Raw genomic sequence first — 21141 nt, forward strand, 5'->3', positions numbered from 1 at the left:
ACGGGATGGAAGAGAGCAGAAACCCCCGCGACATCTCGAATTGGGCTGCCAAGGTCGACCGCCTGACGGTACCCGCGGAGATGCGCCGCTACGGCTACAACGTAGAAGGCAGGCGCCTCGCGGGGCCGCCGCAGGGGTTTGGACGCATGTGGCAGCGCAAGTACAGCGTGGAGCTAGGGCAGGCCGTCACCCCCGAGCGCCTCATCGCGGACTGGCGGGCCCACTTCCCGGAGTACTGGCCGAGGCTTGGGCACTTCTACGGGTCGGTGTCGGCGATCCAGCCCGGCGAGGTCGCCGCCCTCACGGGCAGTGGCGTCGCGATGGGGGTTTTGGTGCTGTACGCCGACGAAACGTCGTTCACGTTCCTTACACCCGAGGGCCACATGTTCTCGGCGCTCATCACATTCAGCGGCGAGCGGGAGGAAGGCGCGCCCACGACTGCGAGAATCAGCATGCTGTTGCGTTGCTCCGATCCCCTGTTCGAGGCGATGTGGCCGGGATTGCGGAGGCTTGAGGACCGATTCTGGTCAGAGACGCTGCGGAACCTCGCCGCGGCTCATGGTCTCACGGACGTCGACATCGTGGAGGAGACGGAATGCGTGGACCGACGGCGCCTCTGGCGCCACTGGGGCAATATCCGCAACAATTCCGGCATCCATAGCGTCTGGCACTTAGTGACCGCGCCGATCCGGCGCATCCGCCGGGACAGGGTTTGACGTGATGCAGCGCGAGGTGGCGCGCCGCGCCGCGGTTTGGGCACTGCTCGCAGCTTGCCTCATCCTGATCGCGCTCGATGTCGCGGTACGGCAAGATCTCTACGTACCGTTTGGCTGGGCTCTGTTCCCGATTGTGGGTGCCCTTATTCTGATCTCTAGGCCGGGCAACAACATCGGACGTGCGCTCCTCGCTGTCGGCCTGCTGTGGGCGGGCCTCGCCGGGTCCTTCGTCGTGGTGGCGTCAATCGGGACTTCCGGTCCGACATGGTTGCCCTATGCTCTTAGCGTTGCGGGGAATATCTGCGGAATCCTCGCCTACTACGTCCTGCTATCGATTGCGCTGATTTTCCCCAGCGGGTCGGTGACAACGAGCGGTGGGCGCATCATCCTGGCGATCCTCGTCGCCACGGCAGTGGCCACCTTCGTCTCCTGCCTGTTCGTTGCTCCTCCGCCTGCGGCGGTCCTGGACGAGCCTTGGCTTCTGACAGCGTTAGGGGGAGTTGGCGCTCCCGACGGTCTGCTGCTGAACTTTGCCCTCCCCTTACTCGCCGCTGCCGAGGTTGTGGAACTCTCACTGCGTTGGAGAAGGTCGACCGCAGACCAGCAGTTACAATACCGGTGGTTCCTGTTTGGCTGTTCAGCAGTGATCGTGCTTCTCCTCAGCGACACCCTGTGGCAGGTGCTGGCTCCTTCGACGCATCCGAGCGCCGAAAAGGCAGCGTGGTTGCGCACAGTTCCGTTAAACCTTCTCCCGATGAACGCGATCCCTCTATCGATCGGGCTCGCAGTGTTCCGATATGGGCTGTACGACGTTCGTCGCGTCGCGGGGAGAGTCTTCTCCTACGCCGTCGTGACCGCGCTCTCGGTTACGCTGTACGGGCTCGTCGTCATCTCGGTGACGTGGCTGCTGCCTGGCGCCCCTGCGCTAGCCGTTGCGCTTGCCACTCTGGCCGCCGCTGGTCTGTTCCTGCCGGCACTGCGCCGCATACAGCGGATCGTGGACCGTCACTTTGACCGTGAGCGATATGTCGCCGAACGTGTCGCAGAAGCCTTCGGTGAGCGACTGCGTACGCGTGTCGATGCCTCCACGGTCTCGGAGGAACTTGTCACAACGGTCGACGCGGCACTGCGTCCGGCCTCCGTCGGGTTGTGGACTGCAGGCAGGACCACATGAGTGGCGAAACGTGGCCGTCGATCGTGGCTCGATGGGCGGCTCATGTCACAGGTGCACTCATCCTCGCGTCTCTCACAGCTGCGCTCGCAACCGGGTACTGGATGCGCTACCCGGGCTGGGGCTTTATTGGCTTCCTCTTTTTCCAGCTCGCCGTCGGCTGGTTCCTCGCGGCGCGCGTTCCGCGGAACTCGCTCGGCTGGCTCATGTTGACGATTACTGCGCTCTTCGCAGTGCAGTTGCCGGCGGATCTCGCGGGACGAGCCCTCCTGCACAGCGACCCGGAGGCGGCAGCGTGGCTGCTGTGGTTCGGCCACGATCGTACGCCCCTCGACTCCTGGTGGCCGATGCTGCCCGTCGGGATCATGCTGACCCAGATCCCGCTGCGCTTTCCCACCGGGCACCTCACCTCTCCGCGATGGCGTGCGTTCTCCTTCGTGACTATCGCGCTGCTTGTCGGTTCCGTCGCCGTCCTCTCGACGAACATGGTGACGGCGTACCCAGGAGTGCCGAGCCCGGTGCACGTTCCGTGGTACTTGGGTGGGATACCTGCGCAGTATTTCGTCCTCGGGGCAGTGTACGTGGGAGCGATCACCGGCTCCTTTGCGTCGGCGATCGCCCGCTATCGCCATGGTGACCTGCAGGAGCGGGCGCAGATCAAATGGATGCTCTGGGCAGTCGGGGTTAACGTTCCTGCGCTGACTTACCCGCTCTATATACCCCAGGACTTCGAGGTGCTGACCCAGTCGATACTGTTGGTGCACGCGCTCTTTCCGATAGCAATACTCGTCGCGATTTTGCGCTACCACCTCTACGAGATTGACCGCCTGATCTCGCGTACGGCGGCCTACGCTCTCGTCTCCCTGGTGCTGATCGGCGTCTACACCGTGGTCGTGACGTCAACCACCTGGATCCTGCCCGACGCGCCGTCCCTCGCTGTGGCTCTCGCGACGCTGACCGCGGCCGCGCTCTTCCTTCCAGCGCTCCGGTGGATCCGCCGACGCGTCGATAGACGGTTCGACCGGGAGCAGTTCGACGCTGAGCGCGTTGTCGTTGCCTTCGGCGAACGCCTGCGCACTGAGGTGGATCCGGCGACGACGACGCAGGACCTTCTCGGTGTCGTCGAGACGGCGCTGCAGCCCATATCGCTTGGAGTTTGGGCCCCCAAGCGAAACCCTGATCGGGGGCATCTCGGAAGTCCTGACCCGGCCGTTAGTAACCCTAACCCGGCTGGTTAGTAATTACGCCGGGCTGGTGAGCCTGGGCGTCCACGAGCGTCTCGCCACGACGTATGTGGACGTTTCGAGTGTCGCAGCATGCTCTGAGATTTCGGCCGGATGACTCCCAGCCCCGGGTTACATGGAAACTGTCTGGCCTCTGGACATGTCCAGAGGCCAGTAGTTCAATGGGTTTGAGGGTTCGCAGTCGGCTTAGTAGGCAACAGTCGAATTGGGCCACCGACGAACCAGGGGAACGCATCACTGGGGATGCCCATGCAAAGGAAACGATATCTCTCAGGGCAATCGCCGGCAGAACGCGCCGAGGATGCCTTTGACTCTCTGGTGCTCCCGAATCACCTCGATGTGGATCGACTGGTGAAGGTGGTCGAGCGTGTCAGACGTCGGCCTATTCAGATCGAAGCTGCCGGAATGCTGAACGGTGGGTCGGTCTGTGGACTATGGCTTTCAACCGACGACGTGGAGATAATCCTGCACGCTGTCAGTCCGTCCGGGCTGCACCGGCAACAGTTCGTGCTCCACGAACTCGGGCACATGGTCTTGAGACACCATGAACTGGTCGTCCCAGCCGACTACATAGCAGTCCTGTTCCCGAATCTTCCCGTAGGACTTGTCTCACGCGTTCTGGCGCGGAGCAGCTTCACTGATGACTTGGAAGCCGCCGCGGAATCGCTCGCGGATCTGTTCGCAGCAGCAATCAGGAACAGCGCCAGGGAGCCAAGATCGTTCGAGAGGGTTTTCGAATGATCCAAATTGTGGCCGCAGCTTTGATTTGGCTCCTCGTCGGCTGTCTCCTCCCTGGAATCCGGGTGCGCCGGGATCACAGCGTTCTGACAGCCGCCACCACGATTTCAGTGGCCCTGACGCTGAACATCGATCAGGTCTATCTCGGCATCGATTCTGTACTTGGGGGCCGTAACTTCGTTGACCTGGTGGCCAACATATCTATGGTCGTGGGGATCTATTTTCTCTCAAGAGCCATCATTCGGGCGGCGACCCTGGAAGAGTCGGTCGAGAAACGAGACAGTGCTGGCATAATTCTCTTGGCTGCGGTGATCGTGGGCCTCGCAACCAGCTTCAGCGCCATCGTCACCCAGGGGAGTTCCACTCGTTTCATGGTGGATTACGGGGACCAGTGGTTTGCTGCACTCTACTCATCCGTCCAGTTCGTATACATCGGCTACGTGGTTAGCATTACCGGTGTTACGTGTTTCCGATTTCGCGGCGACATGTTGAGGCCCTACTTCCGCATGGCATTTACGTGTATCGGGGTTGGCTGTAGCTTTGCCGTTCTCCTCGTGTTGCTAGTGCTGGTCATGGATATTCTGCATTTGCAAGGGCGGCTGGATGCTATGCGCACGGTCTCGCCTATATACGATGCCGCGGTCGTAGCCGCCATGGCCTTCCTGTGCGTCGGTCTGGCCCTCCCGCCGGTGGCGCGCCGAGTTCTCCGCCATAGGCAGTTCGCGACCGAACAGGAGCTGGTTAGCGATCTCTCGAGAATCTGGGAAAAGACAACAAACAAACGGCAAGACGTTCGGCTCGTGCGAGACACCGAGATGATCAACCAACAGGACCGGGCCCAAAGACTCCATAGAATGCTTGTAGAAGTACAGGACGCACTGTTAGTCGAGCCCGGTTTAGGCAGCTCCTTGGACATCCACGACCTCAATGTCTTGAACGCTGCTGAGAACTACCTGGCGGGGCCTTTTGTGCGTCAGGTTCCAGTTCGTAGGCGGAAGGGGGAACGGGCGTTATGACGGATGATGCCAGTTCCTCCGAATCCCCTCAGACCAGATTGGCGCGAAAGCTCAACCTTCTTCTTGACCTCTATGAGGCCGAGGGATCAGAGGCATTGACGTACCCCGAGATCAATCGGCACATGACCCAGCGTGGAACGCCACTTTCCCGCTCCCGCTGGGCCTACATGCGAAGCGGGGACAGCTCGCTGGCCACCGATCCCATGCTGCTCCGTAACCTTGCAGAGTTCTTCGGCGTAGACCGTGACTACCTCCTCGATGACGCCGGGGAGATACCCAAGCTCGTAGACGCTCAGCTCGAACTTCTTCGTACACTGCGTGAGGCACGTGTGCGGAACTTCGCTGCTCGTCAGTTGCAGGGCATCTCTCCGGAAACGTTGGTGAGGCTTCGCCAAGTGATCGACGAACGCAAAAGGGCTCAGGGGGTGGACGATGCCGACAGCAACCAGTCGTAGGGCTTTAGAGGTAGGAGGTCTTGCTGTATTCGGGGCTTTGCTTGCAGGCGTCGCCGGTGCAGCGTACTTCGCTCGTCAAATTGTCGTGCCAAAATACAGCCGTCGTGAGGGTTTGCACGTTCGGGCAGTGCACACACATGAAGACGGATCTCTAGAAATCGAACTTCCCGATACGGAACAAACGAGGGCACCGGGACGATACAGCTTTTGGTTTGAGCAGGGGACAGGCCACGCTTGCCTCGGTTCGGTCGTTGACTCCCACCCCGACCGAAACACAGTGGTCCGGCGGGTTGAGCGAGTGGAATCGGGGGACCTCAAACAAGCCAAGGCAGGTATTTGGAGTGGATACGTTTACTCGAAACCGGAGCAACTTGGTCTGACGTACCAAGACGTTGAGATTTCAGTCGACAACGGTGTCGCGCCAGCATGGAGATTTGACCCCCCGGCTGGTGTCGCGACTCCTGGAGCGTGGGCTATCCATATCCACGGCATGGGCGGTAAGCGGGCAGGCACTCTTCGCGGCATACCAGTCGCAAGTCGTATGGGACTGACGTCGCTGGTTGTCTCGTTCCGCAACGACGGCGACGCGCCGCCGTCGTACGATGGCCGCTACAGCCTCGGCCAAGGCGAGTGGCGCGACGTCGAGGCCGCCATCAACTACGCCATCAGCAACGGCGCTGAACGCATTATCCTTTTTGGATGGTCACTTGGCGCGGCTATCGCCCTTCAAGCAACGGCCCTGTCGCAGAGCTCGTCACGAATAGCCGGGATGGTTCTCGACGCGCCCGTATTCGACTGGCGAACCACACTGGCCGCGAATGCCAAGGCTGCAGGGTTGCCTCGGCCGCTCGTGCATCTGGGCTTCAGCATTCTTCGATCCAAGGACCTCCGATGGGTGACCGGCCTTGGTGAACCCATCTGTCTCGATTCCCTGGACTGGCTGACGCGAGCAACGGAACTGAAAAAACCGATATTGGTCCTTCATGGGGAGAAAGACGACACAACACCCTTCGAAGCATCCAAGAAAGCTGCCAGCCTGAGGCCAGACCTCATCAGGTTGGTGGAGTTTGAAGCTGAGGGGCACTCCTTGGAGTGGAATGTCGACCCCGAAAAATGGGAGCGATCGGTCGAGGAGTGGTTCCACGGTCTCCCGCTGGCCAGCTCTAGTCCTGAATAAGCGGCAGGGCAGTCGTAGGAGGTACTTGTACCGAGTACTGGGCCGCTAGGTCGATGAGTTGGCACTCGACGAGTGAGACGTGAACGGAGTAACGCTCGTCGGCCAAAGCCTGAACGTAACCAGCCGACTCAAGGACGAGGAGATGACGCCGAACCGTTGCTCGCGAAGCCTGAAGTCCTGACGCCAACATGCCCGGGGACGATGGCCCGCTTCTGATAAGGAAGCGAAGGATCTGGCTCCGTGTTCGGTTCATCAAGATGGACGTCGACATTCAAACCACGGCTCAGGATTGTGGAGGATTGTTGCTGTAGACGGGTCTACAGCAACAGGATACGCCTCACGTAGGCAGTGGAACAGATTCAAGGCGCAGTTGATTGTTTAGTCACTGGGCTCGCGGAATACTGATGGCAATGCATCAGCATTTCTCATCGAGCGAGGCAGTCGGAAAGGTGGAGCATGCCGGCACGAGACGCGAGCCGCAACGGCGAGTTGTCACCGCAGGCCACTCTCGCCCGCCGACTAAACCTGCTGCTCGACGTCGTTGTAGCCGAGAGGGGTTCGCCCGTCACTTTCAGGGAGATTGAGGCCGGCCTCCGAGCTCGAGGAGTCAAGATCTCCAGGGCCAGATGGTTCTACATGAAGGACGGCACAGGGCGTCTGGTTAGTGACCCGGAGCTGCTCGCCGCTATTTGCGAGATGTTCGACGTCGATCCCTCCTATCTGCTGAACGGCGTCGAAGGCGACATCCCAGAACGCATCGATTCGCAGCTGGAGTTTGTGAAATCTTTGAGGGCCGCGCGGGTGAAGTCATTCGCCGTTAGGACGCTCGGTGATGTCTCACCGGAAACGTTGCGCGCCATCTCCGAGTATCTAAATAAGGACATCGGCTTGCATCCGAATGGCGAGCGGGCGGCAGCTACTCCTCCAGGACATACCGAAGATGGGCGTCGAGTAACTCCTTGATGCGGGCCGGATTGGCCGAGTAACGGGGGGAGCGGCCATGGCGCCGTCCGGCTTCCACATCGACCTCAATCGCCCCAACCTGTTCCAGGGCGATGAGGTGTTTGGCGACGCTGGGCTCACCGGCGCTGACCGCTGCGACAATGTCCCCCCTGGACGCAGGCCCATTCGCCGCCAGGAATCTCAGAATTTCATTCCGGGAGCGGTTCCCGAACGTCGCTACGGCGTCTTCAACGTCAGGCGACCAGGCGTCGTCGTGAGGCTGCGTGATCCGTGGCATGCCTCCATTCTTGCTGAACAACATGGAAAAAGTAAGAACTGGAGTCTTGACGATACTTTAATTATCTTTGACAATATTTGTTAGAAGCTTGTGTGGTGGTTAGATCGCTATTAGCCACGTTGATTCGCCACTTCTGGTGGCGTCGAAGATATTCGAATCCGTTAGTCGAAGCGGTGAGAGCCATGAGCCTGGAACACCTGGCGGGCAACGCTGAAATACAGAACTCAAACCCATCCCCGGTGGACATTTCGCTGCTGAGTCCGGAGACACCCCCCTGACGGTACCCATCGACCAAATGATGGGAGCAGTCGAAGGCGTGCGTCGGTACGTCGTCTCGCACTTGGCTCGGATCGGCCGCTCATGCGACGTAGACGATGTCTTGCAAGACATCAGGGTGGCCGTGTGGGATGGGGTGACACGCGGAAACTACCGACAGATCCCTGGAGTTCCGTTCGAGGCCTGGGTGCAAGGCGTCACTGGGAATGTCTGCGCCGCGCACGTCCGCCGGGAACTCGGCCACAAGACGCTGCCGCTGCTTTTGGATCCGGGCAACGGTGAGAGCTCGGACATTCTCCAGCAGCTAACGGTGCTGGTCGTGTCCCGTGATTACCGCGAAGCCGAGGAGATCATCGATCAAGAATGGGCGCACATGGTTCTGGGGCTGACTCGGGCCGCTGTGGCGGCTCCGGTGTGGCGCCTCGCAGTGGGCAGTCTTACCGAGCCCCGACGATACGCGCCTCCTTCGCCGCAAGACCGTCGCCGCTGGAATGCAGTCACCGCGGTTCGACAGGCTGCAAAGACAATAAGCCAAGCGTTGGATGTAGATCCTGAAGCTGTGCAAGACATGTCCAGTCTTTGCGGGCACGCCGTTGATTGCCTGCCGAGTCCACTGCTGCGGGGAGTGGCCGAAGCAATCGTTCTGCCCGAACATCACGGCGTCGAACGGCAGGTTGCCATTGCGGCGGTTGCCGAGAAGTTCAATGTGACTGATCGATATGTGGCAGTTCAAATCGGCACGGCCCGTCGCCTGTATCAAACGGCATGGCGAGTGATTCGCAGCTCTATGACTTCGACAGTTTGAGTCATGTTGCCCATTTATATGCCGAGCCATGAACAGGCCTAGGAGGCGAACATGATGGAATCCATTTGGCGGGGGCGAACGATTCGTCGGTGCGTGTTTGGCCTAGCACTGGCGGCTATCCTCGGCGCCCTCATTCTCGTTCTGGTCGCACCGCGGGAGTCCGCGTCTAAGAAAGGGACGGATGTCCCATCGGCAGAGTCTCAAACCCCCAAGGCTCTACTGAGCAATTCTCCGACTACTACAGCGCCACCAACGAGGTCAGCTCCGTCCTCGAAAATGCCTCCGTCCGTTCCGCCTGTCACGGCCGATTATCGGGCGCTTGCTTCCGCGGCCGCCGTGGCCATCTATAGCTGGGACACCCGAAATTCGTCCTATTCGGATGTATACGCTCGAATTCGGGGTTGGTGGTTCGTCCTCCCTGACGGATCAAATCCGTTGGCGGTCCTGGTCCAGGAGTTTGAGGCAACGGGCGTAAACGCGGGGTCCTTCGCTTCGCTTGCGGGCCAAGGTGCCTACAGGGTAGCAACGTTCGAATCCATGGCTTGCGACAACGAACTCGTAAAGGTTCGCGAACGCCCTGCTCCATGGGCGGGGCTTCATGTCTGCACGGTTCGACTCAAGGTCGTTGACCAGACAGTCAGTAGCAGCAATTCATACACAGCGCCGGTCAGTGTCATGGCCAATTGCCCGCCGGCAGCGACCGCCCCGCCTGATCGATGCCAAATGGTCGGCTTCTATGCCTCGACTAGTCGGATCGTCTACTGATGCCGCATCCGGCCTTGGCGATGGCCCTACTCAGGCGACGAAGGCTCGTGCGGGCTGCCTCCGCCGTCGTTCTCGTCATCGTACTTTCCCTGGGTGTTGTCGTTAGTGCCGTCGCTTTAGCCTTGGCGGGCAGCGAACCGGAATCACCTTTCGGGTGTGCGTCAAGCAGCGGCGCTGTCACACAAAGCGTCCTCGAGAACAGTGGATCTCGGCCGGATGGTCAAGCCGTTGGACTCTCCGCAGGACAGATCGCTGTGGCACAGGGGTACATTTCAGTCGGGAAACAACTTGGCGTTCCTCGGGAGGCAATGGTGATCGCCATCATGATGTCTCTGCAGGAGTCGACCCTCCGGATGCTGGCCAACGCGAATGTCCCTGCGTCATTTCAGTTTCCTCATGACGGGGTTGGGAGTGACCACGACTCAGTAGGTTCGGCACAGCAGCGGCCAGCGGCTGGATGGGGAACCGTTGCAGAGCTGATGGATATTACTTACAACGCGAGGGCATTCTATGGAGGGCCGTCTGGACCGAATCAAGGCAGCCCTCGAGGTTTGCTCGATATGCCAGGCTGGTCGGCCATGAGCAAAGGGCAAGCAGCCCAAGCAGTCCAAGTCTCAGCGTTCCCAGAGCTCTATGCTCGATGGGAACCACAGGCGACGGCCATCGTCGACCTGCTACAGGGCGTCACCACCGTCCCGAAGTGCAGTCCGGGGGAGAAGGGCCGACCGGGTCTGGTCTCTGCAGAGGGCTTGTCGCAAATCCGACAGGACATTTTGCACTTTACGCAGACAGGCGTGGGCGGTGCCTATGTCTGGGGTGGGACGGCGTTCAAGGCGTGGGATTGCTCTGGATTTGTGCAGTGGATCTATCGGCAGGTTGGGATCGAATTGCCGCGTGTGGAGCAGTGGCGGGTAGGGCGAATGACTCAAAGCCCTCAGATTGGAGACCTTGTGGTGCAAAATCCTCAAGGTACATACAACTGGGGCCATGTGGGGATCTATGCGGGAGAGGGGATGATGTACAGCGCATTGAATCCATCCGCCGGGACACTTTTGCATCCGATCGATTGGAACCCCGGCACCACCTATTTCGATCTACTGGATTAGGTGGAATCCCGATTGGCCTCCGGCGGTCGTCCAAATGCCTCGACATTGGCTGTGTAGTCGGTGCGGTGTGCCACGGGGCCTTGCTGGTATCGATAAATCTGCCGTGAGTGTGACGTTCAAAGCAGTACCCGGACGAAGGTCATCTGGCTCGATGAGTAGGCTCCTGCGGGCTCGCCCAAGCGGAAGGCCAAGAAACCAAGGTTTTAGTCGCGCGGGCCGTGGACGCAGCAACCGATTTCCGAAGTTCAGCGTGCCCTGGAAGACTTTCATACTTAGAGTCATGACAGGCGTCACGTGAGTAGGTAACCTTGGCGCCGTCACCACGTCCGGCTGGCTTAGTTTCTTTCCGTGGGCAGTTCGTTGTCTTCACCGACTTAGATGCGGTGTGCATATATGGTTACATCATGACAGTAACTCGTAACCGGGCCGGCAGCCCTGCGGACCTCGGTCGTCGTATAGCTGAACTCCGTGTTCAGCGCGGATACACCCAGTGTCAGGTGGCCGAGGCGCTCGGTATCAGCCGTCGCTACGTTTGCGAGATTGAGGCCGGGAAGCCCAGCCTATATAGCGATCGGCTCTTCCGCCTATTGACCTTGCTCGATGCGGGACTTGTCATTGAAGGCGGGGGAGCGCCATGAGCCCCACGCAGTCGATCGGCAAGGTTCATTTCGAGGACCAGGTTCGTTCCCGCGAGCGAGTCCGGGACCTTGCCGAGGTATATACGCATGATCGGGAAGTGACCGCGATGCTCGACCTCGTGGCCGACATGTTTCCTGATGAACAGCATCCGGGCAATATAGACCGCACGTTCCTTGAACCGGCCTGTGGTCACGGCAACTTCCTTGTGGAAATAGTCGGCCGGAAAATCGAACATGTGACTGTCGATCGATACGGCGAGGGTGAAGAATTCGAGTATCGACTTTTGCGCTGCTTCACTTCGACCTACGGCATAGATATCGACGAGTCCAACGTCATTGAGGCTCGTGAACGGATGTTCACCGTGTTGGACAAGCACCTCCGCAATGCTGGAGTGGCGGCAAGTCGCGACCTGATGGACGCTGTGAGCTCCGTTCTTGGCACAAATGTCATTCAAGCAGATACGCTGGCTGACTCAACTAGTATCGAGCTCATTGAGTACAAGCCGATTGGTGATGGACTCTTCCTGCGTGTCTGGTCCCCTCTCGAAGAAGATGAGGGTCCCGAACAGCTGGATCTGTTCGCAGAGCAAATCGGGCGGAAGACCGACGGGGCACCGGTGCACTACACGCAGTTAAGTTCGCTTAAAAAGGCAGTAGTTTAATGACTCTCGATCTACAACATATGCCAGACGTTTTGGAGACGATCGCGCAGCTCCCAAACGATGAGGTGTTTACCTCACCAAAGCTTGCCAACGCGATGCTCGATCTCCTGCCAACGAGCGTGTGGGGCCAGTCTGCTTATAAGTGGCTTGACCCGGCTACGAAGTCAGGCGTATTCCTGCGCGAGATCGCCCGTCGTCTCATGATTGGTCTCTCCGATTGGCAACCAGACGAGGCCAAGCGGCGCGAACATATCCTCCGGAACATGTTGTATGGGTCTGCCACGAGCCAGCTGACCGGTGAGATCGCTCGTCGCAGCGTTTACCATTCCATGGATGCCACCGGAGCAGGCCTGACGGATGAACACCTTAAGAACCTTATCGTCCGGTTCGACCAGCCATCTGGGCAAATTCCCTTCGTCCCGACACAACACACGTTTCAAGAAAATAGATGCACTTTATGCAAAGCACCCGCCGGCCTAGAGCGCGGCCACAGCCGCGAGAACTACGCATACCCATTCATCCACGGGACTTACCCGACTAAGGAGTTGTCGGAGATGAAATTCGATGTCATCGTCGGAAATCCGCCTTACCAGATCGACAGCGACGGTAATTCTAGGACTATGCCCATCTACCAGCTCTTCGTACAGAAGGCAATAAAGATGAAACCCCGCTACGTGGTTATGATTACACCCTCGCGGTGGTTTGCTGGCGGTCTTGGACTCGATAAGTATCGCCGGCAAATGCTAAACGATCACCGCGTTTCGCATATTGTGGACTACCCCCAGGCGCAGGAATGCTTCCCTGGAGTCAAGATCCGAGGCGGTGTCTCTTACTTCTTGTGGGCCCGGGAACACAGTGGCGGTTGCGAAATCCGCACAGTAAGAAGTGGCAGCTCTAGCACGCCGATGGTTCGGAATTTGGACCGATATGACGTTTTCGTCAGGTACAACGAAGCCATCGCCATCCTCGAGAAAGTCAGAGCGAAGGACGATGTGATGCTGGATCAAAAAGTGTCCTCATTGGTTCCTTTCGGCCTTCGTGCGAAGTTCCGTCAGTACGTGGCTGATACAACTCCAGGAGCCGTCGCTCTGCACGTCATGAGCCGAAAGGTCGAATGGGTTGATAAACAGTCAATCACCAACAACCAGGACCTGATTGACAAGCATAAGACCTTGCTCCATGCCGCATACGGGGAGGATCATGACGGACCTTACTCTGTCATTGCACAACCGACACTCGCAGGGCCGAACTCCGTGTGTACCGAGACCTATCTCGTGGTTGGCTCGTTCCGTACTGCCGAAGAATCACGTAACCTGGATCGTTACCTTCGCACGCGATTCGTGCGGTTTATGATCTGGCTCCGTATGAACACTCAGCATCTCTCAAAAGATAGATTCAAGTTCGTTCCTGACCTGCCAATGAATAGGGAATGGACGGATGAGGCCCTCTACGAGCGCTACGCTCTCACGGACGAGGAGATTGTGTTCATCGAATCGCAGATCAAGCCGATGCCCACGCCCTCGCAGGTCAACGCGTGACCGTTTACATCTATGCATATACGGTCCGAGGACAACAGCAGCCTTGGACCCGCCCTGGAGGCCACTCAGGGACCTATCGAATCAAGGTCGGCCAGACCACTAGGAAGGGCCTGGCGCGTATTCGGGAGACTCTTCGTACCGTGTTCCCCAACCTCGACGGGGTGGAGGTTCTGTTCCATGATGAGCAGGCCACTCGTCCCGACGGGTCCGGCTTCGCCGACGGCGATGTCCATCGCGTACTTGCCGAGCACGGTATCAGACGGGTCGGGGGTGAATGGTTTGAAGCCACCCACGACGAAGTGCGTGGGGCGGTTGTTTCTCTTCAGACTGGGATCCCCTTCTCCCCGACCCGCATCCATACGTTTCAGATGCGACCAGAGCAGCAAAAGGCTGTTACGCAGACTGCCGCTCACTTTCGGGCTCATAATGAGGAATTCGCTGCGCGCTATCTGTGGAATGCCAAGATGCGGTTTGGAAAGACATTTACGACCTACCAGCTCGCGTCTGAGATGGGCTGGACTAAAGTCCTAGTCCTAACCTACAAACCGGCTGTGAAGACCGCGTGGCGCGATGACCTGCTCAGCCACGTCGATTTTGTCGATTGGGCATTTGTCGGTCGGACGACCCCCGTAGACACAGCAGACTTGATCGCTTCGGGTCATACGCCGTTCGTCTGGTTTGGATCCTTCCAAGACCTTCTAGGCCGCGATGGAAGCGGAAACGTCAAGAAGCACAACGAGACTATTCATGTTGTCGACTGGGACTGCATCGTGATCGACGAGTTCCACTTCGGAGCTGGCACAGCTAGTGCTCGTGAACTCTATGATCCTGCTGATATGAAACTCGCAGTTGCAGAGGTGCCCAACGCCGACGACCTTATAACCGACCAAGACCTCGGTCTCAAGACGCGGTTTCATCTGCACCTGTCGGGCACTCCGTTCCGAGCACTTACCAATGGAGACTATGCGGAGGACGAGGTCTACAACTGGACTTATATCGATGAGCAGCGCGCGAAAGCCAGCTGGAACGAAGCCGACGGCCCGAATCCATACCGCGACCTACCCCAGATGCTCATGTACACCTACAGGATGGGTGCCGAAGCTGAGGAATGGGCCGAGGACGGAGAGTTCGACGGGTTTAATCTCAATGCCTATTTCAAAGCGCGACGAAACGACCTCGGAGTCGCTGAGTTCGTTCGGGCTGATCAGGTGGCGGAGTTTCTCAAACTTATTCGTGGCCGAAAACAGGTCGACAACGACATCGTCGAAGGCACGAAACCGTCGTTCCCATACGAATCAGCGAAGTTCACGGAAGCTGTCCGGCATTCCGTCTGGTACATGGCCGACGTCGCTGCCTGTGAGGCCATGGCCGATGTGCTCCGCGCCGACAACTATTTCTCGTCTTACGATATTGTCGTGGCCGCTGGGGCTGGCGCGGGCACTGGTTCTGAGGCTCTTTTGCCAGTCCAAGACGCCCTAAAGGGCTACAAGACTAGAGGTAAGACAGGCACGATCACGCTTTCGTGCGGAAAATTGATGACAGGCGTCACGGTGCCCGAGTGGACGTCGATTTTCATGCTGCGGGCACTCAAATCGCCTGAGTCCTACTTCCAGGCCGCGTTCCGTGTCCAGTCCCCGTGGCGACAAGAAGGGGACGTCATCAAAGAATCTTGTTACGTCTTCGAATTCGACCCCAATCGGGCTCTTGGGTTACTCGCACTTTATGGCACAGAATTGGCGATAAACGACCCAACGCGCACCACCACCCAGCGTCAAATATTGGAAGAACTTGTCAACTTTCTTCCGATTTTTGCCATTGACGGGGGAAGTATGGAACGACTTGACGTCGACGCCGTCCTCGACTGGGCGAACGCGGGAGTCACTTCTACATCCTTGGCCAGAAAATGGAGATCGCACCAGTTGTTCGATCTCAACACAGTGACCATGTCTCGGTTGCTTGACGCTCCAGAGGTACTGGAGGAACTGGAGCAGATCGAAGACTTTCGAAATATCCGCGAGTTTGCGGAGAGCATCGTAACTGAAACTGAGAAGCTAAAGGATGCCAAGAAGAATCAGAAGCCGAAACGCGAAATTGACCAGCACCAGAAGCAGGTCAATGATACAAGGAAAGTCATTCGTGAAAAATTGCGAAAGATCAGCGCGAAGGTTCTTATTTTTATGTATCTCACCGATTTCCGTGAGGAGCATTTTGCGCACGTGATCGAATCCCTCGACGATGATCTGTTCCTTCGCTCCACCGGCCTCAGCCTCAAAGGATTCCGAAGGCTCAATGAAATTGGGGTATTCAATCTTGCACAGATGGACGAGGCGATTCGACGGTTCAGACACTTCGAGAAGAAGAGCCTGGAAGCGGCAGTAGCCCTGTGACACTCGACAAGAACTGAACGGGCCGCTTCAGCGGCTGCCACGGTTGACAGCCTGCTAAACATGAGCAGGTTCTCTAGAGGCGCAGTCCCTCGACTTGAGCTTCCACATCAACGATGGATTCCTATGGCAAGCACATTGTAGTCATGTCGTCCCCTCACTCTCCCCCATGAAGTCGTGAGCCCTATCAGCTCATTCCATTGGAAGACGACTGGATGGAGCACCAGATGGTACTGGCAGCGGTGGATCCTGGGATCACACCAAACGCGAACTTTCCTTTTCTTGAGTCACTCAAGCAGATCGGCGGCGGCATCCTCGTCGGCGCCTTCATCGTCATTGCAATCGTGGCGATCATCGGAGCGGCGATGCTGTTGGCCGGCAAGCTGAGCCAATCCTCGAGACTGGCCTCAGGTGGAGGAGTAATCCTCCTGTGGACCGGCCCCGTTGCGGCAATCCTTGGCGGCATCAACGGATACATACTGTGGTCGCAGACGGCCTTTCCGTTGGGCTTTTAGCCACTCGCGATCATGCCCATCGAGTGTGACCTCAACGGTTGGTGGCCGCCGGGCTGCGGACTGGTTTCCCAAGCTAACGACGGCGTCCAAGGTTCCATCACGTCAATCTTCGCCAACGTTCTTCAAAACATCGCCTCCTGGATGTGGGGGTTCATCACCGGGGCCTTCAGCGTTTCCGAAGTCGACTATTCCGAGTGGGCTGCCATCGGTGGACTGACCAACTGGTGGGTCATCGTGATGATGACTCCGCTGGTGGTTGTGATGATCTTGCAACTCTTGACCGGTCTGATCAGCCAGCAACCACGCCGACTGCTGAGGGCACTCGTCGGGGGAGCGGCGGCAGTGCCGCTAGTTGCAGCGGCCGTCTACGTGGTTCGGCAGCTCACCAGGGTCAGCGACGAGGCGTCGGCGGCCCTGCTGGAATCGATGGGAACCGATCCGTACGTCGTGTTCATGCGACTCTTCGGCTTCGAACGGGCTCCAGCGGGTTCCGACCGCGAATGGAACGTCATCTCTCTGGCGCCGGGCAATCAAGGCGGAGCCGTCGGAGGCGCGATAGTGACAGCAATGGCAGTCATCGTCGTGTGGATACTGGCGTTCATTCTCATGTGCTCCATGATCTTCAGGACGTTCGCCCTCGCCGTCCTGGCAGCTGTCGCACCCGTCGCCTTCATGATGATGCCCTGGGAGAAGTCAAAGGCCTGGGCCGGACGGTGGTGCGAAGTCGTCGTCGCGCTCTTGCTGGCGAAACCCCTGGCAGCGACAGTTCTTGCGGCGGCGATCAAGCTGTTTGCGGATTCGACGTCCTTTGCCGGGTTGGCGGCTGGCACTGTAGGAATGGTTCTTGCCTGCGGAGCACCGTTGATGGCGCTGAGGTTGGTGAGCTTTGCGGGTGGCGAACTCGCGGCCGCGGCTCAGACGGCTGGCGGCGGCCACGTTCTTGCTCGCAGCAGCAGCGTCGCGTCCAGACAGTTCAGTCGACAACTCGGTGGCCGCTTGACGATTGCATCAATGTTGGGCAGATCGTCACTAGCTCGACCGATCCCCTCAAGTCGCAGAGACATCCCCACGCGCGTACTACCAACCTCGGTGCCCCTGCCGCGCAGCCTGACGAGTACGACGCCAATACTCACCTCAAGTGAAAACGCTTTGGTATCGCACGGGGCAGACTCTGCCCGCGGAGGCGCGGCTAGGCAAGGCGAGGTATTGAGCGGAGTGGTCTCAACCGAGCCGAGTATGCAATCCTCTGCCACACCTTCGCCGATAGGCCGGAATCCGGCCGCCGGACCGCCGAAGGCAAACCGGCCCAGGACCCCTCGGCAGCCCGAAGTGCGAAGCACCGGCAGCGCGGTGCCCCCATCCCAATTGCCGCCCATCAGGCCCAAAGCTTCTGAGGGGCACTTCCCTCCGGAGAAACGCAATGACTGAAGATACGCGCGCCCTTGAGGCGGTCAAATTTCCCCGATACGAGCGCCGTGGCATCTTCATGGGGCTGAAGTGGTACCAGCTCGTGCTGCTGGCCCTCGGCATCCTGACGGCGATTATCGCCTCTGCAACGGGAGGTCCGGTCGGACTGACGACGATGAGTCCCATCTGGCTGCTGCTCATGCTCATGGGAGTGCTCCAACACGCTCGAATCCCTTATCCCATCTGGCTCAGCCTCATCACGCTGTTCTTCGTTCGACTGATCCTGGGGCAGACCCGTTACCTCGCCCGTCCCGAAAATGCACTGAAAGCGGGCAAGCTTGCGCTGCCCGGCGGTCTCGGCAGCCTTAAACTCCAGATGACCCGACGTGGAGAGTGCTTTATCGTCGACCCTCAAGGTAGGGAGGCGACCGTCGTCCTGCGTTGCACCACCAGATCATTCGCTCTCCTCGACGACGATGATAAAGCGTGGGCCGCGCAGGCATGGTCACGGGTGCAAGCCGGACTCGCCCAACGCTCGGACATAGCAAGAATCGCCGTTCAGGACTACACGGTTCCGTATCCGTCGTCCGCCCTTCAGGATTTCTATGACCACACCGTCGTGCAAAACGGTGGCCATCCTGGTGGCAATCCGTGGGGTGAGTTGGCGTACCAGGACTTGATAGCCGCTGCTGGATCCTCCATGAGTCACGACGTCTTGTTGTCCATTGTTGTGGACACAGCGAAATCAAGGAGGCGCATCAAAGAGTCCGGGGGAGGCATAAATGGACTCGAGCGTGTGCTGCGATTGGAGGTACAAGCAATCTCTACATCCCTGGCAACTCATGGAGTGCGGGTGGACGAGTGGCTTTCGGAGTCCCGGCTGCTTGAAGTGTTTAGGGGTTCTTTTGATCCTGAAACGGTCTCGCGAGGGTCGGCGAAGAATGACAGCGAGTCGCAGGGTGACCAACGGATCGGGAAGCGGCGGCTGAGTTCGAGCCCCATGGCCGTAGAGGAGCACTGGACCTATCTGCGTACGGACTCCGGATTCCATCAGACATTTTGGGTCGCAGAGTGGCCACGGCAAAAGGTGTACCCAGGATTCCTGCATCCGCTTGTTTATGTCGGCGACTTCCGGCACACGGTTACCCAGGTGATTCGGGCTGTGCCCACTGTGGAGGCACTCCGGGACATTCGCTCAGCCCAGGAAGCTCACGAAACCCGTCGACGCATTAATGCCCGGTTCGATAGACCCACCACACGAGAGCAGCGAGCCGAGGAGGAAGAAGTGTCGCAACGGGAAGAAGAGATCGTTGCCGGTCATGGTGATGTCCGTTCGACCGCCTTCGTGACAATTACGGCAGCGTCTCTAGAGGACTTGGCCCGACACCGCCACGAAATCGAGTCCGCAGCTGCCGGTGCGTTCGTGGAACTCCGATTGCTGGCGGGGCAGCAGTGGGCAGCCTTCATTGCGGGCGGACTGCCCCTGGGAAGGGGATTGCGATGAGTCTCAAGAACCAAGAGGTGACCTACACGCCGTCGGGCACTCGTGCCGAACGCAAGAGTCTCAGAAGGGCGACAACCGCTGAGACATCGCTGCAGAACCGCAAACTTGGACAGCGGATCGACGATCCCATGGAGCGGCATGGGGACCGCGAGCGCCGTGTCGGCGATTGGGGGAGCCGGGAAGCTCAGTCCTTGTGGGGTCCACATCGACTGAAGACAGCACCGCACCGGGCGTCCACGCTGACCTTCGCCGCAGCCTATCCCTTCATCACCGAATCCGGTCTGGGCCACGAGGGCACCTACATCGGCACCGACGTCTTTGGCTCCGGGGCGTTCTCCTATGATCGGTGGATCCTTTACGACAAAGGAATCATCAGCGGGCCGTCTATCATCGTGATCGGCACGGTGGGTACGGGCAAGTCCATGTGCGGGAAGTCGCTGGTTGCGCGTTCCATAACCCTGGGCAGGAAGGCAGCGGTTGCGTCCGACCCCAAGGGCGAGTGGGTAGCAGTGGCCAACGCGGTGGGCGGGAAAGTCATCTCTGTTGGGCCGGGACGATCAGCTCGTGTGAACCCATTGGACGCAGGGCCTAGGCCAAGTTCTCTAACTGACACTCAGTGGCAAGCCGTAGTCCGGCAGCGTCGTCGGCAACTGCTCGTCGCGCTCGTCTCCCTCATGCGCCCAGGCACACCGTTGCATCCTGTCGAGCACACCGCTCTCGACATGGCGCTCATGGAAACCACCGCCGAAAATTCGACGCCGACGTTGCCTATGGTGCTGGACCACCTCTTGAGTCCTTCGGCGGAAACGCTCGCCCTTGTTGGCAAGGATGGCGGTGCGTCAGTCAGTCACTCGTTGCGGCGGACGGTTTCGGGCGACTTGGAAGGGATGTTCGACGCACCCTCTACCGTGGCGTTCGACGCCGACGCGCCAATGATGGTGATGGATACGTCGGCACTTATTGGTGCCTCAGAGCAGGCGTTGTCGCTTGCTGCCGCTTGCAGCGCCACCTGGCTGGAGGCAGCCGTGACAAATCCCGACGGCGGTAAGCGGCTTGTGGTGTACGACGAAGGTTGGCGGATGCTCGCCGATCCCTACATGTTGGCGAAGATGAGCGAGCAGTGGAGGCTCGCCCGCACCTATGGGATCGCGAACCTGCTGATCATGCACAAGGTGGCAGACCTCAACGAGATCGGCGACAGCACCAGCGGACATCGTCAGAAGGCGCTCGGCCTACTGACGGAGGCTGACACCCGCATCATCTATCGGCAGAAGCACGATGCCATGCGCCTGACCAAGGAAGCTTTGGGCCTTACGGAGGCGGAGTGCGAGCATGTTGAGAATCTTCCCAAGGGCGTTGGTCTGTGGAAGGTGGGGAATCGGTCCTTCATCGTCGCTAACAGGGTCACGACGGATGAGTTGGAAGTGTTCGGCACGGATGATCGGATGCATCTGTGAGTACCAGATCGGGACCCACGAATCCTTTGGTCTCTATCGGCTTGTGGGTGGTCGCAGGCTACGTGGTCTTTTGTTTTCTCGTCCAGGCGGCGTCCGCCGTTGTTGCACCACGGCAGTGTGGTGGCAGGCTGCCCTCGTCATTGAATCCGGCGGCGGGTGTTGGATTGTTGGCTGGACGTCCCGACTGGATTTCACGAGTTTCAGCGGAGTGTTCGGTCAACCTGGCTGCCGTGTGGTGGATCGTGGGCGGTGTCTTAGGACTCATCGCTGCGCTCGCGGGTGCTGGAGTCGTCGGGTGGCGGATGTGGAAGCAATCAGGGGCGTGGC

The 21141-nt window shown here is 59.0% G+C and carries 21 protein-coding genes; 18 read left to right on the plus strand and 3 right to left on the minus strand.

What is annotated here, in order from left to right; all coding sequences use genetic code 11:
- The first annotated feature begins 5 nt into the window (after positions 1-5).
- The 7 genes from AC6I99_RS09515 (at position 6) to AC6I99_RS09545 (ending at position 6517) form a co-directional block, all read left to right on the plus strand.
- Positions 6-716: a hypothetical protein gene (locus AC6I99_RS09515; RefSeq protein WP_497960857.1), complete on the plus strand. Its 711-nt coding sequence runs from the start codon at positions 6-8 to the stop codon at positions 714-716.
- A 1-nt stretch (position 717) separates the two neighbouring features.
- Positions 718-1890 (plus strand): hypothetical protein, encoded by a 1173-nt coding sequence (locus tag AC6I99_RS09520; RefSeq protein WP_497960858.1) that lies wholly within the window; start codon positions 718-720, stop codon positions 1888-1890.
- Complete coding sequence (locus AC6I99_RS09525) at positions 1887-3125, plus strand: hypothetical protein (protein WP_497960859.1); 1239 nt, start codon at positions 1887-1889, stop codon at positions 3123-3125. The genes AC6I99_RS09520 and AC6I99_RS09525 overlap by 4 nt, the downstream gene beginning before the upstream one ends.
- 255 nt (positions 3126-3380) lie before the next feature.
- Entirely contained in the window at positions 3381-3872 is a 492-nt protein-coding gene (locus tag AC6I99_RS09530) for a hypothetical protein (RefSeq protein WP_497960860.1), read from the plus strand.
- Positions 3869-4885: a hypothetical protein gene (locus AC6I99_RS09535; protein WP_497960861.1), complete on the plus strand. Its 1017-nt coding sequence runs from the start codon at positions 3869-3871 to the stop codon at positions 4883-4885. Before AC6I99_RS09530 ends, AC6I99_RS09535 begins: the two co-directional genes overlap by 4 nt.
- The gene (locus tag AC6I99_RS09540) at positions 4882-5340 is read left to right on the plus strand and encodes a hypothetical protein (protein WP_497960862.1); all 459 of its coding nucleotides are present in this window, start codon (positions 4882-4884) and stop codon (positions 5338-5340) included. The genes AC6I99_RS09535 and AC6I99_RS09540 overlap by 4 nt, the downstream gene beginning before the upstream one ends.
- Entirely contained in the window at positions 5318-6517 is a 1200-nt protein-coding gene (locus AC6I99_RS09545; RefSeq protein ID WP_497960863.1) for an alpha/beta hydrolase family protein, read from the plus strand. The genes AC6I99_RS09540 and AC6I99_RS09545 overlap by 23 nt, the downstream gene beginning before the upstream one ends.
- Here AC6I99_RS09545 and AC6I99_RS09550 read toward each other — a convergent pair.
- On the minus strand, positions 6504-6788 hold the full coding sequence (locus AC6I99_RS09550) for an ArsR family transcriptional regulator (protein WP_497960864.1): 285 nt from the start codon (positions 6786-6788) through the stop codon (positions 6504-6506). The two genes, AC6I99_RS09545 and AC6I99_RS09550, sit on opposite strands and share 14 nt — an antisense overlap.
- 185 nt (positions 6789-6973) lie before the next feature.
- Here AC6I99_RS09550 and AC6I99_RS09555 point away from each other — a divergent pair, with 185 nt between their 5' ends.
- On the plus strand, positions 6974-7480 hold the full coding sequence (locus tag AC6I99_RS09555) for a hypothetical protein (RefSeq protein WP_497960865.1): 507 nt from the start codon (positions 6974-6976) through the stop codon (positions 7478-7480).
- On the opposite strand, the gene AC6I99_RS09560 is transcribed toward AC6I99_RS09555, so the two are convergent.
- A complete protein-coding gene (locus AC6I99_RS09560) occupies positions 7434-7757 on the minus strand; it encodes an ArsR/SmtB family transcription factor (protein WP_497960866.1) in 324 nt (107 codons plus the stop codon). The genes AC6I99_RS09555 and AC6I99_RS09560 overlap by 47 nt on opposite strands.
- Before the next feature lie 295 nt (positions 7758-8052).
- Here AC6I99_RS09560 and AC6I99_RS09565 point away from each other — a divergent pair, with 295 nt between their 5' ends.
- Entirely contained in the window at positions 8053-8838 is a 786-nt protein-coding gene (locus AC6I99_RS09565) for a hypothetical protein (RefSeq protein ID WP_497960867.1), read from the plus strand.
- A gap of 426 nt (positions 8839-9264) precedes the next feature.
- Here AC6I99_RS09565 and AC6I99_RS09570 read toward each other — a convergent pair whose 3' ends face one another.
- Positions 9265-9438 (minus strand): hypothetical protein, encoded by a 174-nt coding sequence (locus AC6I99_RS09570; RefSeq protein ID WP_497960868.1) that lies wholly within the window; start codon positions 9436-9438, stop codon positions 9265-9267.
- A gap of 473 nt (positions 9439-9911) precedes the next feature.
- Between AC6I99_RS09570 and AC6I99_RS09575 the strand changes: the two genes are divergently transcribed.
- From AC6I99_RS09575 to AC6I99_RS09615, 9 genes are all read left to right on the plus strand, one after another.
- Entirely contained in the window at positions 9912-10709 is a 798-nt protein-coding gene (locus tag AC6I99_RS09575) for a C40 family peptidase (protein WP_497960869.1), read from the plus strand.
- A gap of 404 nt (positions 10710-11113) precedes the next feature.
- Entirely contained in the window at positions 11114-11347 is a 234-nt protein-coding gene (locus AC6I99_RS09580) for a helix-turn-helix domain-containing protein (protein ID WP_497960870.1), read from the plus strand.
- Positions 11344-12009, plus strand: coding sequence for a hypothetical protein (locus AC6I99_RS09585; RefSeq protein WP_497960871.1), 666 nt, complete (start codon positions 11344-11346; stop codon positions 12007-12009). Before AC6I99_RS09580 ends, AC6I99_RS09585 begins: the two co-directional genes overlap by 4 nt.
- Positions 12009-13547, plus strand: a complete 1539-nt coding sequence (locus tag AC6I99_RS09590) for an Eco57I restriction-modification methylase domain-containing protein (RefSeq protein WP_497960872.1) — start codon at positions 12009-12011, stop codon at positions 13545-13547. Before AC6I99_RS09585 ends, AC6I99_RS09590 begins: the two co-directional genes overlap by 1 nt.
- Positions 13548-13687: 140 nt before the next feature.
- A complete protein-coding gene (locus tag AC6I99_RS09595) occupies positions 13688-15934 on the plus strand; it encodes a DEAD/DEAH box helicase family protein (protein WP_497960873.1) in 2247 nt (748 codons plus the stop codon).
- Positions 15935-16158: 224 nt separating this feature from the next.
- Entirely contained in the window at positions 16159-16446 is a 288-nt protein-coding gene (locus tag AC6I99_RS09600) for a hypothetical protein (protein WP_017197424.1), read from the plus strand.
- 12 nt (positions 16447-16458) lie between these two features.
- A complete protein-coding gene (locus AC6I99_RS09605; RefSeq protein WP_497960874.1) occupies positions 16459-17874 on the plus strand; it encodes a type IV secretion system protein in 1416 nt (471 codons plus the stop codon).
- The gene (locus AC6I99_RS09610; protein ID WP_497960875.1) at positions 17867-19357 is read left to right on the plus strand and encodes an SCO6880 family protein; all 1491 of its coding nucleotides are present in this window, start codon (positions 17867-17869) and stop codon (positions 19355-19357) included. Before AC6I99_RS09605 ends, AC6I99_RS09610 begins: the two co-directional genes overlap by 8 nt.
- Positions 19354-20814: a putative type IV secretion/conjugal transfer ATPase gene (locus tag AC6I99_RS09615; protein ID WP_497960876.1), complete on the plus strand. Its 1461-nt coding sequence runs from the start codon at positions 19354-19356 to the stop codon at positions 20812-20814. The genes AC6I99_RS09610 and AC6I99_RS09615 overlap by 4 nt, the downstream gene beginning before the upstream one ends.
- Positions 20815-21141 lie beyond the last annotated feature (327 nt).

The organism is Arthrobacter sp. TmtSoilC77 (genome assembly GCF_059739415.1).

Coding starts and splice junctions, on each gene's coding strand:
- AC6I99_RS09585 (WP_497960871.1), top strand. CDS start 11,344: ATGAGCCCCACGCAGTCGATCGGCAAGGTTCATTTCGAGGACCAGGTT.
- AC6I99_RS09530 (WP_497960860.1), top strand. CDS start 3,381: ATGCAAAGGAAACGATATCTCTCAGGGCAATCGCCGGCAGAACGCGCC.
- AC6I99_RS09570 (WP_497960868.1), bottom strand. CDS start 9,438: ATGAAGCCCCGCCCATGGAGCAGGGCGTTCGCGAACCTTTACGAGTTC.
- AC6I99_RS09560 (WP_497960866.1), bottom strand. CDS start 7,757: ATGCCACGGATCACGCAGCCTCACGACGACGCCTGGTCGCCTGACGTT.
- AC6I99_RS09580 (WP_497960870.1), top strand. CDS start 11,114: ATGACAGTAACTCGTAACCGGGCCGGCAGCCCTGCGGACCTCGGTCGT.
- AC6I99_RS09605 (WP_497960874.1), top strand. CDS start 16,459: ATGCCCATCGAGTGTGACCTCAACGGTTGGTGGCCGCCGGGCTGCGGA.
- AC6I99_RS09615 (WP_497960876.1), top strand. CDS start 19,354: ATGAGTCTCAAGAACCAAGAGGTGACCTACACGCCGTCGGGCACTCGT.
- AC6I99_RS09540 (WP_497960862.1), top strand. CDS start 4,882: ATGACGGATGATGCCAGTTCCTCCGAATCCCCTCAGACCAGATTGGCG.
- AC6I99_RS09575 (WP_497960869.1), top strand. CDS start 9,912: ATGGTGATCGCCATCATGATGTCTCTGCAGGAGTCGACCCTCCGGATG.
- AC6I99_RS09525 (WP_497960859.1), top strand. CDS start 1,887: ATGAGTGGCGAAACGTGGCCGTCGATCGTGGCTCGATGGGCGGCTCAT.
- AC6I99_RS09535 (WP_497960861.1), top strand. CDS start 3,869: ATGATCCAAATTGTGGCCGCAGCTTTGATTTGGCTCCTCGTCGGCTGT.
- AC6I99_RS09610 (WP_497960875.1), top strand. CDS start 17,867: ATGACTGAAGATACGCGCGCCCTTGAGGCGGTCAAATTTCCCCGATAC.
- AC6I99_RS09565 (WP_497960867.1), top strand. CDS start 8,053: ATGATGGGAGCAGTCGAAGGCGTGCGTCGGTACGTCGTCTCGCACTTG.
- AC6I99_RS09550 (WP_497960864.1), bottom strand. CDS start 6,788: ATGTCGACGTCCATCTTGATGAACCGAACACGGAGCCAGATCCTTCGC.
- AC6I99_RS09515 (WP_497960857.1), top strand. CDS start 6: ATGGAAGAGAGCAGAAACCCCCGCGACATCTCGAATTGGGCTGCCAAG.
- AC6I99_RS09600 (WP_017197424.1), top strand. CDS start 16,159: ATGGTACTGGCAGCGGTGGATCCTGGGATCACACCAAACGCGAACTTT.
- AC6I99_RS09590 (WP_497960872.1), top strand. CDS start 12,009: ATGACTCTCGATCTACAACATATGCCAGACGTTTTGGAGACGATCGCG.
- AC6I99_RS09545 (WP_497960863.1), top strand. CDS start 5,318: ATGCCGACAGCAACCAGTCGTAGGGCTTTAGAGGTAGGAGGTCTTGCT.
- AC6I99_RS09555 (WP_497960865.1), top strand. CDS start 6,974: ATGCCGGCACGAGACGCGAGCCGCAACGGCGAGTTGTCACCGCAGGCC.